The organism is Frigidibacter sp. MR17.14 (assembly GCF_037095735.1).
Lineage (GTDB): Bacteria > Pseudomonadota > Alphaproteobacteria > Rhodobacterales > Rhodobacteraceae > Frigidibacter.
On the sequence record NZ_JBAWKD010000002.1, the window covers coordinates 363028 to 377129 of the forward strand.

The 14102-nt window shown below is 71.9% G+C and carries 13 protein-coding genes; 3 read left to right on the forward strand and 10 right to left on the reverse strand.

The genetic code is table 11. The features are described from left to right. Positions 1-6: 6 nt before the first annotated feature. Complete coding sequence (locus tag V8J36_RS06870; protein ID WP_336466539.1) at positions 7-507, forward strand: MarR family winged helix-turn-helix transcriptional regulator; 501 nt, start codon at positions 7-9, stop codon at positions 505-507. A 230-nt stretch (positions 508-737) separates the two neighbouring features. Further along, on the forward strand, positions 738-1058 hold the full coding sequence (locus V8J36_RS06875) for a DUF6280 family protein (protein ID WP_336466540.1): 321 nt from the start codon (positions 738-740) through the stop codon (positions 1056-1058). Positions 1059-1237: 179 nt separating this feature from the next. Here the strand turns inward: V8J36_RS06875 and V8J36_RS06880 are convergent, their stop codons facing one another. From V8J36_RS06880 to V8J36_RS06890, 3 genes are all read right to left on the reverse strand, one after another. Next, positions 1238-2458: a hypothetical protein gene (locus V8J36_RS06880; RefSeq protein WP_336466541.1), complete on the reverse strand. Its 1221-nt coding sequence runs from the start codon at positions 2456-2458 to the stop codon at positions 1238-1240. A 191-nt stretch (positions 2459-2649) separates the two neighbouring features. Then, on the reverse strand, positions 2650-4029 hold the full coding sequence (locus V8J36_RS06885; protein ID WP_336466542.1) for a TolC family outer membrane protein: 1380 nt from the start codon (positions 4027-4029) through the stop codon (positions 2650-2652). A gap of 128 nt (positions 4030-4157) precedes the next feature. After that, positions 4158-4811 (reverse strand): protein-L-isoaspartate O-methyltransferase family protein, encoded by a 654-nt coding sequence (locus V8J36_RS06890; protein ID WP_336466886.1) that lies wholly within the window; start codon positions 4809-4811, stop codon positions 4158-4160. A 226-nt stretch (positions 4812-5037) separates the two neighbouring features. On the opposite strand from V8J36_RS06890, the gene V8J36_RS06895 reads away from it, so the two are divergent. Then, positions 5038-5304: a hypothetical protein gene (locus tag V8J36_RS06895; RefSeq protein ID WP_336466543.1), complete on the forward strand. Its 267-nt coding sequence runs from the start codon at positions 5038-5040 to the stop codon at positions 5302-5304. 302 nt (positions 5305-5606) lie between these two features. On the opposite strand, the gene V8J36_RS06900 is transcribed toward V8J36_RS06895, so the two are convergent. From V8J36_RS06900 to V8J36_RS06930, 7 genes are all read right to left on the reverse strand, one after another. Next, the gene (locus V8J36_RS06900; RefSeq protein ID WP_336466544.1) at positions 5607-6632 is read right to left on the reverse strand and encodes a molybdopterin biosynthesis protein; all 1026 of its coding nucleotides are present in this window, start codon (positions 6630-6632) and stop codon (positions 5607-5609) included. Next, entirely contained in the window at positions 6632-7672 is a 1041-nt protein-coding gene (locus V8J36_RS06905) for an XdhC family protein (protein ID WP_336466545.1), read from the reverse strand. The genes V8J36_RS06900 and V8J36_RS06905 overlap by 1 nt, the downstream gene beginning before the upstream one ends. A 206-nt stretch (positions 7673-7878) precedes the next feature. Further along, positions 7879-8376 carry a DUF1203 domain-containing protein gene (locus tag V8J36_RS06910; RefSeq protein ID WP_336466546.1) on the reverse strand — a complete coding sequence of 166 codons (498 nt, stop codon included), beginning with the start codon at positions 8374-8376 and terminating at the stop codon, positions 7879-7881. A gap of 245 nt (positions 8377-8621) precedes the next feature. Further along, positions 8622-10667 (reverse strand): OmpA family protein, encoded by a 2046-nt coding sequence (locus V8J36_RS06915; protein WP_336466547.1) that lies wholly within the window; start codon positions 10665-10667, stop codon positions 8622-8624. A gap of 163 nt (positions 10668-10830) precedes the next feature. Continuing rightward, positions 10831-12102 carry a vWA domain-containing protein gene (locus tag V8J36_RS06920; RefSeq protein WP_336466548.1) on the reverse strand — a complete coding sequence of 424 codons (1272 nt, stop codon included), beginning with the start codon at positions 12100-12102 and terminating at the stop codon, positions 10831-10833. Positions 12103-12192: 90 nt separating this feature from the next. Continuing rightward, positions 12193-13113, reverse strand: coding sequence for an AAA family ATPase (locus V8J36_RS06925; protein ID WP_336466549.1), 921 nt, complete (start codon positions 13111-13113; stop codon positions 12193-12195). Positions 13114-13115: 2 nt separating this feature from the next. Beyond that, entirely contained in the window at positions 13116-14099 is a 984-nt protein-coding gene (locus V8J36_RS06930; RefSeq protein ID WP_336466550.1) for a LysR substrate-binding domain-containing protein, read from the reverse strand. Positions 14100-14102: the final 3 nt, after the last annotated feature.

Here is a 14102-nt window from a genome sequence, read left to right on the forward strand (position 1 = left end):
CGCGATATGTCAAAGACCCCCTCCCCTGCCGGCGACGCGCCGCCGGTTTCCCATGCCACCACCCTGCAGGTCCGCGACCATTGCCTGTGCCTGGCCGCGCAGCGCGCCGCCCGCACCCTCGCCCGCCGCTTCGACCTGGCGCTGAAACCGGTCGGGCTGACCAACGGCCAGTTCTCGCTGCTGATGGCGCTGAACCGGCCCGACCCGCCGCCGCTGGGGGCCGTGGCCGCGCTGCTGGCGATGGACCGCACCACCCTGACCGCCGCGCTGAAGCCGCTCGAGCGGCGCGGGCTGCTGACCAGCCTGCGCGACCCGGCGGACCTGCGCAGCCGCCTGCTGGCGCTCACGCCCGCGGGGGGCGAACTGCTTGCCCGCGCGCTGCCGATCTGGCAGGCGAGCCATGACCGGCTCGACGCGGCGCTGGCCACGCCGCCCGCACCGACCGACCCCGCGGCGCTGCGCGCAGGCCTTGCCAGGCTGGCCGGAACGCCCGCGGCAAACCGTTAAAAAATTCGGAATTTGCCCGGCAAAATCGTGCCAATTGTTTGGCACACACCGAATCTTTGGTTGATCGGTTTTCGCGCGCGCCTATATGTGGCCCGCTCCCAAGGGCGCCGCCGTCAAGCCATGCAAGCCTTGCATATCAGGACTGCCGAATGCGAAACACCGAATCACCGCTACACACGATATTCGGACTGCACGCCAGATACGCAAGAGCAATAAAAAAGGATTAAGAAATGCGCGACTTCGTTGACGGCACCGCATTCAACTATGAGCAAGGCCAGCGTTCGCGGAAGCTTTTCGCCGCGGTCGTTCTCGCCGCTCTTGATGATGCGATTGCCGATGACAAGAAATACGGGAACGGTCCCGATCAGATCGCGCGCTGGGCGCGTTCGCGCGACGGGCGCGAAGTGTTGTCCTGCGCCGGCATCGACCCGAACGAGCGGGTGGTGAAGGGTCTGATGGAATTCGTCTCGAAAGGTGTGCGGACCTCTGTCGCGCTGTCGCGCGAAGAGAGCGAACGCCGCCACGCCCTGGAAGAGGCCGAAGCGGCCTGACCAGACCGGCTTCCAGACCGGCTCATGCGCCGCCCCTCCCCGGTCGGCGACCAGAGCTCGCACAGGACGCGCCCCACGGGGCGCGTCTTGCATTTCCGGGGTCCGGCAAGCAGTTTCGGAAAGCACCGCACCGGGCAGCGCTCAGTCGCGGCACTAGGTGCAGTGCTTAGTCGCAGCGCTCAGTCCATGCCGCGGGTGGTCAGCGCCCGCTGGATCTCGTGGCGCACCAGCTTGCGCACCGCGTGGGTGATCCGCTCGCCCAGCGCCCCCTGCAGCTCTTCGCGCACGATCTGCGACACGAAGGCCTTCAGCGCCGCCTCGTCGACCACGAGGTCGTCGTCGGGCACGATCTCGTCGGCCTCCTGCACAAGGGCAGGCTCGGGCTCAAGCGGGCGCCCCGTCGCGCGGGGGCTCGCGTCCGGCGCCGCATCCTCGGGGCGCGGCCAGCCCTCGCCCGCGGCCGAGGGCTGGGGCGGCGGCTGCCAGTCGAGGCCCCCTGCCAGATGCAGACGGCGGATCGGCTTCGGCTCGTCCTGCCAGTCGCGGGCGGCAGTCTCGGGCGCTTCGGCGTCCGGCTCTGCGGCAGGCTTGCGTCCCGGGATCGCGGTCAGGTCCGGGCCGCGCGGCGCGGGCGCCTTGGCCGGAGCCTCTGCGGCCGTCGCGTCGGTTGCAGCCGGCATCGCGGCGTCGTCCAGCGGCGGCTCGGCGGGCAGGAAGGGATCGGTCACGCGCAGCACGACGGGCTCGGGCGATTGCGCGGCTTCGGGCGCAGCCCCAGTCGCAGCCGCAGTCGCGGCGTCAGTCACGGGCTCGACCGGTTCGCCGGCGGCGGCCCATTCCAGCGACAGGCGCGGATCGTCCTCTTCCTCGACATCGGTCGCGGGGTCATGCGGAGGCATCGGGCCGCGGCGGCGCACGCGCGCGGCCGCCTCGGCGATGCGGGCGGCAAGGTCGTTGGAGGGGGCCGGCGGCGCCTCTGCCTCGGCCTCCGCCTCGGGATCGACCTCGGGCGGCAGCGGCCGGCCCAGCGCCGAGGCCAGTTCGGCCTCGAACCGCGCCAGCGCGGCGGTGTCTTCGGTCAGCGGCGCCGGCGCCGACGCAGGCCCTGCCGCGGGCGCAACGACGACAGCGACAGAGGCCGCAACGGGGGCCCGCGACGAGGCCGCCACCGCGGCCTCAAGCTCGGCAATGGTTTCCTCGAGCGAGGCCCTGAGCGCCGAGCGCGTCGCCATCGGCGCGGCCACGGCGGCCGGAATCGGCATCGGCTCGACCCGCAGCGCGGGGGTCAGCACCAGCGGCTGCGTCAGATCCCGGTCGGCCACGCGCTTCTCGTCCGCGACGAGCCGGCGGATCGAGCTCAGCACATCGTCGATCTCGCGCTTGCTCAGGGGGTCAGACATTCGGGCCTCTCAACCGTTTCGCGGAAGGTTAGCGGGACGGGATTAGCGAAACAACAAGGGCCGCGGCAACAGTGTGGCGCTGTGGCCGCAATGCCGCCCTCATCGGCGGCCCCCATCGTCGGAGAAGCGGCGCGGGCCGCCGGCGACCGGGAACACCTGCCCCCGCCCTGCCCCGGCGATCCGCCCTGCGCCTATTGCTTGCCCATTGCCTTCAGGGCCTTGTCGAGGCTCTTGCCGCGGCTCGAGGTCAGCGGCGCGTTCTTCACCGCCTGGTAATAAGCGTCCGGGTCATAGACCGGAACGTTCAGCCCCAAGTGCTGCACCGTCAGCAGCCCCATCGAGGACAGCAGCGAATAGAGCGCGATCTGCTCGTTCGCCTGCGCGGTGATGCGGTCGGCGCGGGCGTCGAGCAGGTCCTGCTCGGCATCGAGCACGTCGAGCGTGGTGCGCGAGCCCAGCGCGGCCTCGTCGCGGATGCCGTCATAGGCGACCTGCGCGGCCTGGATCTGCTCGGCCGTGGCGCGGATCTGCGCCCGCGACACGTCGATCGACGACCAGCTTTCGCCCACGCTCTGCTCGACCGTGACGCCGGTCTGCAGCAGCGCCGCGCGGGACTGGTCGCGCCCGGCCACCGCCCGGCGATGCGCCGAGGACACCGCGCCGCCGGCATAAAGCGTCTGCGACAGGCCCAGCGACACCGCCGAGTTCTTGTCGGAATATTCGTCCAGCGTGGTCTGCGCGGTGATATCGACCGAGGGGCCGAAATTCGCGCCGGCCAGCTTCACCTGCAGGTCGGACACCTTCACCTGCCGCTGCGCCTCGAGGATCGAGGGGTGGTTGCGCTGGGCGATCGACTTGGCCTCGCCCAGCGTGCGCGGCAGCGCCGGCGCGGCGGGGGCCGGGGCAAGGCTGCCCGGATAATGGCCGGTCGCGGCCTTGTAGGCCTCGCGCGCCACCTCGAGATCGCCCTGCGCGGCGGCAAGGCTCGCCCGGGCCGCGGCGCGCTGCGCCTCGGCCAGGCTCACGTCGGTGCGGGTGACCTCGCCGACCTCGAACCGGTCCGAGGTCGCGCGCAGTTCCTCGTCCAGCACGCGGATCGAGTTCTGGTTGATCGAGACGCTCTCCAGCGCCGAGCGCACCTGGAAATAGGCGCTGACCGCCGAAAGCAGCACCTGCTGCTCGACCTGCACCAGCGCCTGGCGGGTGGCCAGCACCGACTCGCGGGCGATCTCGATGCCCAGCCGGTTGCGGCCGTTGTCCCACAGCACCAGCGAGGCGGTGAGCCCAATCTGGCTGGTCGAGCCCTCGGTCAGCAGGGTCTTGGAATAGTCGGTCTGGGCGATGAAGGCCACGACCGGGCGCAGCGTCGCCACGGCCTGGGCCGCATCCTCGTCCGCCGCGCGCAGCACCGCGCGGTTCTGCTCGAGCAGGTGCGAGTTGCGATAGGCCGAGGCCAGCGCATCCGCCAGCGTCTCGGCCTGTGCCTGGGCGGCGAAGGCCAGCCCCAGGACAAGCGCCATCGCCGAGGCCCCGAACCGTCCGTATCGCCGCAGCGTGCGTCCTTCACTCATGCCCGTCACCTGTCTGCCTCTGCCTGCCAGGCCGCTTGCGGCGGGTGCCGTGCGGCACGTGTTCTGGATCTGCCCATCGGGCCGTCGTTGGGCGTCACGGGCCGGCGTCCGGCCCGCGACGGTGTCGTTCACAGCACGAAATCGCGCGCCTTTTCGAAGCCCGGCAGCACCGGAGCGGTCGCGTTGAACGAGAAGTGCCAGCTGACCGCGCCGCCGGCCTTGCGGCCGATCTTCACGGTGCCCAGCGCCTTTTCCATGAACAGCGCGGCGATGCGGCCGCCGTCCTTCAGCTGGTCGAGGATCGCCTGCGGCACGGTCTCGACCCCGCCCTCCAGCACGATCACGTCATAGGGTCCGTGCTTGGCGGCACCGGAGGCCAGGCTGCCGGCGATCACCACCGCGTTCTCGACCCCTTCCGAGGCCAGCAGCGACTGCGCCTCGGCGGCCAGCGCCTCGTCCTCCTCGACGGCGACGACGGCCTCGGCCATCCGCGACAGGACCGCGGCCGAGTATCCAAGCCCGCAGCCGAGGTCGAGCACCACCGCGTCACGCTGGATGTCGAGCGCGTCGAGCATCTTGGCCAGCGTACGTGCCTCGAGCACGACACGACCGCGCGCGAATTCGAGGTTCTCGCCGACATAGGCGGCCTCGCGCTTGGCGGCGGGCACGAAGACCTCGCGCGGCACATGCAGCATCGCCTCGATGATCGGGAATTTCGTCACGTCGTTCGGGCGGACCTGGGTGTCCACCATCATCGTGCGACGCTGGGCGTAGTCGGCCATTACTAAACTCGCCAGTTTTGTTTTCTCGAAATCCGTCATGCCACAGATGCCTGCGTTGGGCAACGGCCCGATGTGGCGGTGCCGCATTCCGTGGCCGGCAACGTGGCCCCCGGGACGCGTCGCCACGATCCGGCCACGCTTCCGTCCTAAAAGATGCGTGATGAATACAACAATTTACGGAACCTCATGCCGCTTTGCAGCGTCTACATCCCGGGGAGGATCCGCCATGTATGATGCACCTGCCGCAACCGACACCGCCAGCCTGCCGGTCAACAGCCTGCCGGTCAGCCACCTTCCGGTCTCGGTCCGCCTGAAGCTGCCCGCGCAGCAGGCCCGCGCGCTGTCGCGCTGGCTCGCGCTGTGCAAGCTGCCGGGCAGCTACGCGCTGGAACGCGACCCGGCGGGCGGGCGGCAATGCCACCGACTGTCGTTGCGCACCCCGCAGGACGCCGTCGATGTGATCGAGATCTGGCGCCTGCAGCTCTGGGCCTGACCCGGGCACTGTGCCTGGGTCCGTTTCCCGGCCCCTCGCTCAGGCAGGCGTCAGGACAGGCAGGCCACGAACCACTCCATCCTCCGACCTGCCGCGAGGCATCCGCTCTTCGCGCGACTGCGGCGGGATCGGGATGCCCATCGCCGCGCAGTGCTGCAGCTGACTTCGCGCCCGCAGGCCGCCTCTCCAATCCGCCACCCAGCCCTGCGGCCTCCGCCCTTCACACGGCTGCTATCGGATCGGAATGCCTTTTAAACCTCCATTGCCGCGAAACGCTCGCCTCGCGCCCGGCCGACGACCGCCTACTCCGCCGCCCTCCCGCGCGGCGCCCTCCGCTCGCGCGGCTGCGGGCGGATCGGGATCTCTTTCAGCAGCCCCCCCACCCCCATCGCCGCGATGTCGCGGTCGCTGACCTCGAGCCCGCAGGCCAGCCGTTCGATCACCCAGTCGGCGCCGTTCAGCGCGGGCGAGCGGGCGCAGCCCGGCAGGCCGATCACCGGCCGCCCGCCCAGCCGGCCGTGGAACAGCAGGTTGCCGGGATCGACCGGCATGCCGAAGCGCGCGACCGTCCCCCCCGCCTGCCGCACCGCCTCGGGCGCGTCGTCGCGCAGGTCCGAGGTGGCCGAGCCGGTCAGGATCAGCACCATGCCACCCGGCGCGCGGCCCAGCGCCGCAGCGATCGCCGCGCCGTCATGGGCGACCTCCTCGACCGAGGCCAGGCCGATGCCCAGCGCCGCCAACCGCGCGGTCACCGCCGCACGGCCCTTGGCGTTCAGCTTCGGGTCCTGCCCCGGCACCGCGGTCAGCACCAGACTCGCATCCGCGACGCTGACCGGCCGGATCCGCACCGCGGCGCGCGCCGCCCGGCCCGCGGCCTCCAGCGCCGCGCCCGGCACCGCATAGGCGATGATCTTGACGGTGCCGACCAATGTCCCCGCCGTCACCCGCTGCCAGGGCTGCAGCGTCGCCAGCGTGATCGCCGGATCGACCATGTTCAGCGCCAGCACCGCCTCGGGGTCCAGCTCGACGATCCCCGGCCCCATGGCCTTCAGGTTCACCCGGCCGGTATGCGCCGCCGTCACCGCCAGCCCCGCCGCGCCCGGATCGGGCACCAGCGCCGCCGCCAGCCGCGCCGCCGCCTCGTCCTCCCAGACATCGCCCGGCTCCAGCACCGCGACGGTCACCGGGTCCTGCCCCACCGCCGCCAGCGCCGCGATCTCGGCCGCGCCCAGCACCGTGCCCTTGGCGATCCGCCGCGCGCCCGCCACCGCGGAATGCGCCAGCACCGCCCCTTCCGCCGCGGCCAGCGCCACCGGACCGAAGCGCATCAGCCGCGCCTCAGGACCTGGGTGACCTCGGCCAGGATCGAGACCGCGATCTCGCCCGGGCTCTTGGCGCCGATGTCCAGCCCGACCGGCGCATGGATGCGTGCGATCACATCCTCGGCCACGCCCTCGGCCTGCAGCCGCGCCACCCGCTTGGCATGGGTGCGGGGCGAGCCCAGACAGCCGAGGTAGAAGATGTCGGACCCCAGTGCCGCCCGGATCGCCGGATCGTCCAGCTTCGGGTCGTGGGTCAGCGTGATCACGGCGGTCCGGGCATCGAGCCCGATCGCCGCCAGCGCCTCGTCCGGCCAGTCGTCGAGGATCGTCTCGCCCGGGAACCGCGCGTCCGAGCCGAAGGCCGCGCGCGGATCGACCAGCACCGGGTCATAGCCGGCCAGCCGCGCCATCGGCAGCAGCGCCTGCGCGATATGGACCGCGCCCACCACCACCATCCGCAAGGGCGGATTGTGCAGGCCGACGAACTCCGCCGCTTCCGCCTCGCCCTCGACGCCCGAACGGTCGGTGCGGAACCGCGCCGCCACCGGCGCCTCAGCCCCGGCCCGCGTCACCAGCCGCGTCGCGAACCCGTCCAGCGCCGTGACCAGCGCGACCGGTGCCCGCGCCGCGCGCGCCGTCACCAGTGCCTCGAGCAGCGCCGGCGTCAGCCCCGCGCCCTCGGTCACCGGCTGCACCAGTACCCGGATCGTGCCACCGCAGGCCAGCCCGACCGCGAAGGCATCGTCGTCGCTGACCCCGAAGGTCAGCAGGCGCGACTGCCCGTCGGCGATGGCAGCCATCGCCTCTTCGATCACCGCGCCCTCGACGCAGCCGCCCGAGACCGAGCCCATCATCTCGGCCGCACCCGAGACCGCCAGCTGGCTGCCCGCCGGCCGCGGGGCCGAGCCCCAGGTCTCGACCACCGTGGCCAGCGCGGCGCCGCGGCCGGCGCGGTGCCAGTCGAGCGCGATTTCGGGAATGCTTTCGCTGCGGGCGCGGTCGCCGAGGCTGGCAGGCGCCGCGGCGGGGGCGAGGGTATCGGGCATGGGCCACCTCCTGAGAGGCGGAATATGTGCCCTGCCCCGGCGTTCGGCAACCGTCCCGCCGTCGCAGGGTGCTGCCGGACCGGGCAGGTGCCGTGATCACGTCCATGCAACCGGCCATCCGCCCCGCTGCATCGGGGGGCAAATGATCCGTATATCGACCGTGATTACGCGACGCTATGCCGTGTGGTGATCACAGACCCGACCCGTCACCGCACCCGCGCGAGGAAACAGTTGTTCCGTGCCGAGCGGATGTCGACGAAGGCCACGTCGGCCCGAGAGAGCAGCTCCTGCGCCCGCGTGGTGACCGCCCCCGCGGCGACCACGCCGCCGGTCCCATAGACGATGCGGTGATCACGGCCGTAGCCTTTCAGCAGGTAATCCGGGCTCGCGCCCAGCACCGGCGGCAACCCCGGCCCCTCCCAACGCGCACAGTCTTCGGCGCAGAGGAAGATCGGCCCAAGCTCGGCATAGGGCTGCGGCGTGGGAAACGGCCGATGCGCCAGGATCAGCATCTCCGCCCCCTCGGGCACGAAGCCCAGGCAATGGCGGCAGGGATTGCCGCCCCCCTCGGCCCGCACCCGCTCGGCCGGCTGGCCATTGGCATCGGACGCCCCGGCCCGCCAGGCGCGGACCAGCGCGGTGTCGAGCGCCTCGATGCGGATCGGTCGGGAAATGTCGGCGGGAACGCGGGCGGGATGGGTCATCGTGAACTCCTGTCTGATGCCCCAGCCTCGCGTGCCCGCGGCGCGGCCGCGACCCGAAGCCTGCGGTTTCGCGCGCCCAAAGGTGAACGGATCCCGAAAGCCGCGCCCGCGGGAGGGTGTACGGGGGGTGTACGCGCGGTGCACCGATGTCACCCCCGCCGCAGCGCAGCATTTTACGAAATGCCCGCCGAAAACGCGAACGGGCGGAGCATCACTGCCCCGCCCGCCGGATCCGCTGGAACGCGTCAGTTCTGTGCGGTGTTCAACAGGTCGGTGATCCGGCGCACCGCGGCGCGGCGGTTCGCCCGCTCGTCGCCATCGCTCTGCACGCGCAGGTTCGATTCGCCGTAGCCCTGCACCACCATGTTCTCGGGCGGCACGTCGAAATACTCGGTCAGCGCCAGCGCCACCGATTCCGCGCGCCGGTCCGACAGCGCCAGGTTCGACGCGGCCGAGCCCACGGCATCGGTATGCCCCTCGATCAGGAACACCTCGCGCGGGTTCTCGGCGATGTAGCCCTGGATCAGCTTGCCCAGCGCGGCCAGCGCCTTCGCCTGGTTCGGGTTGATCGCGGCCGAGCCGGTGTCGAAGGTGATCGCGTTCACGTCGATCACCGGCACGAGGCTGCGCACCTCGTAGATGTTGCGGATCTGGCCAAGGCTGAAGGTCCGGTTGATCTCAGCCTCCTGGCTCAGGGCCCGGCGCAGCTCGGCCTCGCTCGAGTCCAGCGGAACGTAGCGCGGCTCGACCCGCGGCAGGGTCGAGACATCGACCGGCTCATAGGCCACCGAATCGTCGATCAGCATGTAGCGCTCGCCCTGCGGATCGATGCGGCTGCGGCGGATGACGCGCATCTCGGGGTCGTAGATCGTCACGATCTGCGAGCCGTCGGCGCGGGTGACGGTCGTGCGGCTCGACCCGTCGCGGAAGGTCTCGGTGCGCACGTCCGAACCGGGGCGGCGCAGCAGCACGCCGTCGTCCTTGATCACCTCGTAGCCGCCATCGGGGCGCTCGACCACGATGCGGTCACCCGAGTTCAGCTCGACCTGACGGTTGTTCGACAGCATGGTGCCGACCGCGGCGACGCCGAGCCCGCCCAGCAGAAGCTTCTCGCGATCCGACAGCGCGCCAGAGAAGATGCCGCCCTTCTTGTCGTCCTTCTTGCTGTCCTTCTGCGCCTTCTCGAGGTCGCTCAGGCGCTCGTTGACGCGGTTCTGGAAGTCTTCGTCGGACGAGCGCGCGCTGTCTTCCGTGACCTTCTCTTCGGACACGGTGACCTCGCCGTCGGCCTTCGCGGCCTCGGTGCCGGGCTTGGCATCATCCTCGGCGGCGCTCAGCGCGGCAGCGACCGGCGGCGCGCCGGTCTCGGCGGCGGGCTGGGCGGGACGCTCTTCCGCGGCCACCGGTTCGGCAGCGGCATCGGTGCCCGCCTCGGCCGTCGCACCGCCCTCTGCCGCGGCGCCGTCGTCCGTGGTGGCCGCCGTTCCGGTGCCCGAGCTGTCGCCGGTGCCCTCGGCCGTGGCCGGGGCATCCGCCTTGGGTTCTGTGCCATCGGCCGGTGCTTCGGTCGTGGTCGTGCCGTCGGCCCCGCCCTGCATCTCCTGCTTCATCGCATCATCAAGCGACTGCGGCGCGGCATCGGACGAACCCCCAGCGGCCGAGCCCTCGGCAGGCGCCGTCGTGGTGCCGGCCCCGGACGACTGGTCCGTTGCCGCTTCCGGCGCGGGCTCGGGCGCAGGTTCGGCAGTCGGGCTTTCGGTCGGGTTTTCGGCCGGGCTCTCGGATGCGCCGGCATCGCTCGGAGCGGTTGCCTCGGGGGCGGGTTGCGCTTCCGGAGCAGTTTCGGCGGCAGGCCCCTCGGCAGGCGCGGCATCGGGCGCCGGTGCCACCGTCGTCTCGCCCGCGGTCGAGCCACCAGTGGTCGCATCGCCGCCCGATGCTTCCGGCGCGGACTCCGGGGCCGCCTCGGCGGGCTGCTCCGCGTTGTCAGCTGCCGGGGCCGTATCGCTTTCGGGGGACGGCGCCGCGTCGGGGGCCGGTGCAGGCTCCTCGGCCGGAGCCGCTTCGGGGGCCGCTTCGGGAGCCGCTTCGGGGGCGGCCTCCTGCGACTGGGTCGCGTCCGGCTGGGTCTGATCGGGCGCGGCGCAGGGCGCCGGGCTGCCGTCGGCGCAGGTCTCGGCCGGCTGGGTCTGAGCCTCCTGCGCCCAGAGCGGGGCCGGCACGGCGAGCGAGGCGCTGGTCAGCAGCGCCACCATCGTGGCCGACGTCTTCTCGATGTGTTTACGGGCCATCGGTAGGCTCCTTGTCTATCGATATTGGCCAGAAAAACGTGCGCCATTGCACAGGAGTTCCCCCGACCGCGATTCGTGAACGGAATCGCCGCCTTTCGCAAAAAGCCGCCGAGCGGCCCGGGCAACAAATTCTTTCGGGAACCTTAAGGCGGCGGCCGGTGCCTCAGCCCAGCCCGGCCATCGCCGCCATCAGCCGGGGTTTTTCTCCGGCATCGCGGGTCTCGCTGAGCGCGCGGCCCAGCGCCGCCAGCGAGGCGACGGAATGACCCGCGCGGAAGCTGTCGACATGCGGCAGGATCGCGCGGATGCCGCTGGCGCGGGGCACGAAGCCGTCCCAGCGCAACAACGGGTTGACCCAGACGAGGCGGCGCGCCGACAGGTGCAGCCGCTCGATTTCGGATGCGAGTTCGGCCGGATCGCCGCGGTCGAGCCCGTCGGTGATCAGCAGCACGACCGCCCCCCGCGACAGCACCCGGCGCGACCAGTCGCGGTTGAAGTCATGCAGGCAGGCGCCGATCCTTGTGCCGCCCTGCCAGTCCTGCGCCTCGGCCCCGGCGGCGGCCAGCGCCGCGTCGACGTCGCGGGCGGCAAGGTGACGGGTGATGTTGGTCAGCCGCGTGCCGAAGGTGAAGGCATGGACCCGCCCCCAGCCGCCCGCGCGCGAGCGGTCGGCGGCATTGGCGGCGGCATGCAGGAAGTGCAGCACCATCCGGCTGTAGGAGGACATCGAGCCCGAGATGTCGCAGAGCGCCACCAGATCCGGCGGGCGCACCCGGCGGGCGCGGGTGGCGAAGCGCAGCGGCTCGCCGCCGGTGCGCAGGCTCGCGCGCAGCGTCGCGCGCCAGTCGGGCAGCGCCCCCGCCCCGGCGCGGGTGCGGCGGCTGAGGATCGGCGGCACCGACAGGCTGAGCCGCGCGATCATCCGTTTGGCCTCGGCGATCTCGGCGATCGACATCTGCTCGAAATCCAGCGTCCTCAGCCGTTCCTCGGCGGACATCGAGGGGCGCGCGTCAATCTCGACCTCTTCGCCCTCGGGCGCCTCGGGCAGGTCGGGCGGATCGCGCGGCGCGCCATCCAGCAGCGCCTCGGCGGCGCGCTTGGCGCCGGCCTGCGCGACACGTTCTTCGTGGGTGCCGCGGACGGCCGGCAGCATCAGGCTCATCAGCTGTTCGAGATAGCGCGGGTCGCGCCAGAACAGGCGGAAGGTCTCGGCGAAGACCGCGCGCTCTTCGGGACGCGAGACGAAGACCGCGGCCAGCGTGTGGTAGAAGTCGCGCCGGTCGGTGAAGCCCACCGCCTCGACCGCGCGCACGGCGTCGAGCACCTTGCCGGGGCCGGCCTTCAGCCCCGCCTTGCGCAGCGCGCGGCCGAAATGGGCGATGTTCTCGGCGAGGCGGCCGTTTTCCGGCAGGGCGAGATCGGTGAGGTCAGCCATGGCAGGGCCGCGGCGGAGGGGGGGCGCTGCCCCCCGGTCGCGGCCGGGCCGCGACTCCCCCCGGGATATTTCGGCCAATGAGAAAGCCCATCAGCTGGCCGGGGCGAGGCCGCGGCGGACCTCGTCGAGCAGCTTCTTCGCCGGGGCGCCCTCGATGCGGGCGATGTCGTCCTGGTATTTCAGGAGCGCGCCCAAAGTGTCCGAGATCACCTCGGGCGAGAGCGAGATCACGTCGAGCGCGAGCAGGCACTTGGCCCAGTCGATGGTCTCGGCGACACCGGGCTTCTTGAACAGGTCTTCCGTGCGCAGGCGCTGGACGAAACCCACGATCTCGCGGCTGAGAGTCTGGGTCGCCTCGGGGGCGCGGGCGTGCAGGATCTCGAGCTCGCGGGCGAAGTCGGGGTAGTCGACCCAGTGGTAGAGGCAGCGGCGCTTCAGCGCGTCATGCACCTCGCGCGTGCGGTTCGAGGTCAGGATCACGATCGGCGGTTCGGGGGCGCGGATCGTGCCAAGCTCGGGGATGGTCACCTGGAAATCGGAGAGGGCTTCGAGCAGGAAGGCCTCAAAGGGCTCGTCGGTGCGGTCGACCTCGTCGATCAACAGCACGGGCGCGCCGCCGGGCTGGGGGCGCATCGCGCTGAGCAGCGGGCGTTCGATCAGGTAGCGCTCGGAGAAGAGGTCGGCCTCGACATGGCCGGCCCCGCCGCCGACCTGACCGCGCGCCTCGGCGGCGCGGATCGCCACCATCTGCGCGGCGAAGTTCCATTCCGCCACCGCCTGTGCGGCGTCGAGCCCTTCGTAGCATTGCAGGCGGATCAGCCGGCGGCCGAGCGCGGCGGCGATGCTCTTGGCGATCTCGGTCTTGCCGGTGCCGGCCTCGCCTTCCAGAAACAGCGGCCGGCCGAGGCGCAGGGCGAGGAAGGCCGTCGTCGCCAGCGCCCGCCCGCAGACATAGCCCTGCCCCGCCAGCGCCGCCTGCACCGCATCGATGTCGCCCGGAATATCGCCCATGCTCAGCCCTCCCCGGCCTTGCCCGCATCCTTCCGGCCCGGCCCGGGGCGGTCAAGGCCCGGCAGGGGCCCCGGTGCCGCACCCGCGACCAAGGTCGGATCGGCCAGCGCCGTCCGGAAGCTGCGGAAGGCCGCAAGCTCGTCGCTGCGGTCGGGCCAGACCAGGAGGTAGGGCTCGGCCGTTTCCAGCCGGCGCGGCGAGGCAAGGCGCAGACTGCCCGCGGCCAGCATCTCGGCCGCGACCACCTCGGGCACCAGCCCGACGCCAAGCCCCGCCCGCGCCGCCGCCAGCACCATGCCGAACTGCTCGAACCGCGGGCCCCGCAGGATGGTGATCGGGTCCATCCCCGCATCGCGAAACCAGTCGAGCCAAAGCTCGGGCCGCGTCGCCTGCTGCAGAAGCGGCAGCCGCGCGATCCCGGCATCGTCCAGCGCCTCACCGCTGCCGATCAGCGAGGGCGCGGCCACCGTCACCAGACGTTCGTCGAGCAGCTTCTGCGCCCGCAGCCCGGGCCGCGCGGACCAGAGCGTCGAATCGCCACGCAGGATCTGCGCGTCGCGGGTGCCGCGGTCGAAATCGACCGGCGCGAGGGTCGCGGACAGATCGAAGGTCACCGCCGGCGCCTGCGCCCGGAAGGCGGCGAGGCGCGGCACCAGCCAGCTTTCGCCGAAGGAGGGCAGCACCGCGAGGCGGATCACCTCGGGCTGGCCGCCGAAGGACATCACCGTCAGCGCCGCCGCGTCCAGTTCCGCCAGGATGCGCTCGGCATCGGCCAGCATCGCGCGGCCCGCGTCCGACAGCACCAGCCGCTGCCGCATCCGGTGGAAGAGCCGCACCCCGAGCCGCGCCTCGAGACTGCCGAGCGCCCGGCTGATCGCCGATTGCGTCAGACCCAGCGCCGCGGCGGCACGGGTGGTCGAGCCGCTGCGGGCGGCGTTCACGAAGGCCTGAAGCTCGGGCAAGGTCGGGGTATAGGCGCGGCGCATGGT

Bases quoted from the DNA above. Each gene is read 5' to 3' on its own strand.
- V8J36_RS06870 (WP_336466539.1), top strand. From the start codon at position 7: ATGTCAAAGACCCCCTCCCCTGCCGGCGACGCGCCGCCGGTTTCCCAT.
- V8J36_RS06875 (WP_336466540.1), top strand. From the start codon at position 738: ATGCGCGACTTCGTTGACGGCACCGCATTCAACTATGAGCAAGGCCAG.
- V8J36_RS06880 (WP_336466541.1), bottom strand. From the start codon at position 2,458: ATGTCTGACCCCCTGAGCAAGCGCGAGATCGACGATGTGCTGAGCTCG.
- V8J36_RS06885 (WP_336466542.1), bottom strand. From the start codon at position 4,029: ATGAGTGAAGGACGCACGCTGCGGCGATACGGACGGTTCGGGGCCTCG.
- V8J36_RS06890 (WP_336466886.1), bottom strand. From the start codon at position 4,811: ATGGCCGACTACGCCCAGCGTCGCACGATGATGGTGGACACCCAGGTC.
- V8J36_RS06895 (WP_336466543.1), top strand. From the start codon at position 5,038: ATGTATGATGCACCTGCCGCAACCGACACCGCCAGCCTGCCGGTCAAC.
- V8J36_RS06900 (WP_336466544.1), bottom strand. From the start codon at position 6,632: ATGCGCTTCGGTCCGGTGGCGCTGGCCGCGGCGGAAGGGGCGGTGCTG.
- V8J36_RS06905 (WP_336466545.1), bottom strand. From the start codon at position 7,672: ATGCCCGATACCCTCGCCCCCGCCGCGGCGCCTGCCAGCCTCGGCGAC.
- V8J36_RS06910 (WP_336466546.1), bottom strand. From the start codon at position 8,376: ATGACCCATCCCGCCCGCGTTCCCGCCGACATTTCCCGACCGATCCGC.
- V8J36_RS06915 (WP_336466547.1), bottom strand. From the start codon at position 10,667: ATGGCCCGTAAACACATCGAGAAGACGTCGGCCACGATGGTGGCGCTG.
- V8J36_RS06920 (WP_336466548.1), bottom strand. From the start codon at position 12,102: ATGGCTGACCTCACCGATCTCGCCCTGCCGGAAAACGGCCGCCTCGCC.
- V8J36_RS06925 (WP_336466549.1), bottom strand. From the start codon at position 13,113: ATGGGCGATATTCCGGGCGACATCGATGCGGTGCAGGCGGCGCTGGCG.
- V8J36_RS06930 (WP_336466550.1), bottom strand. From the start codon at position 14,099: ATGCGCCGCGCCTATACCCCGACCTTGCCCGAGCTTCAGGCCTTCGTG.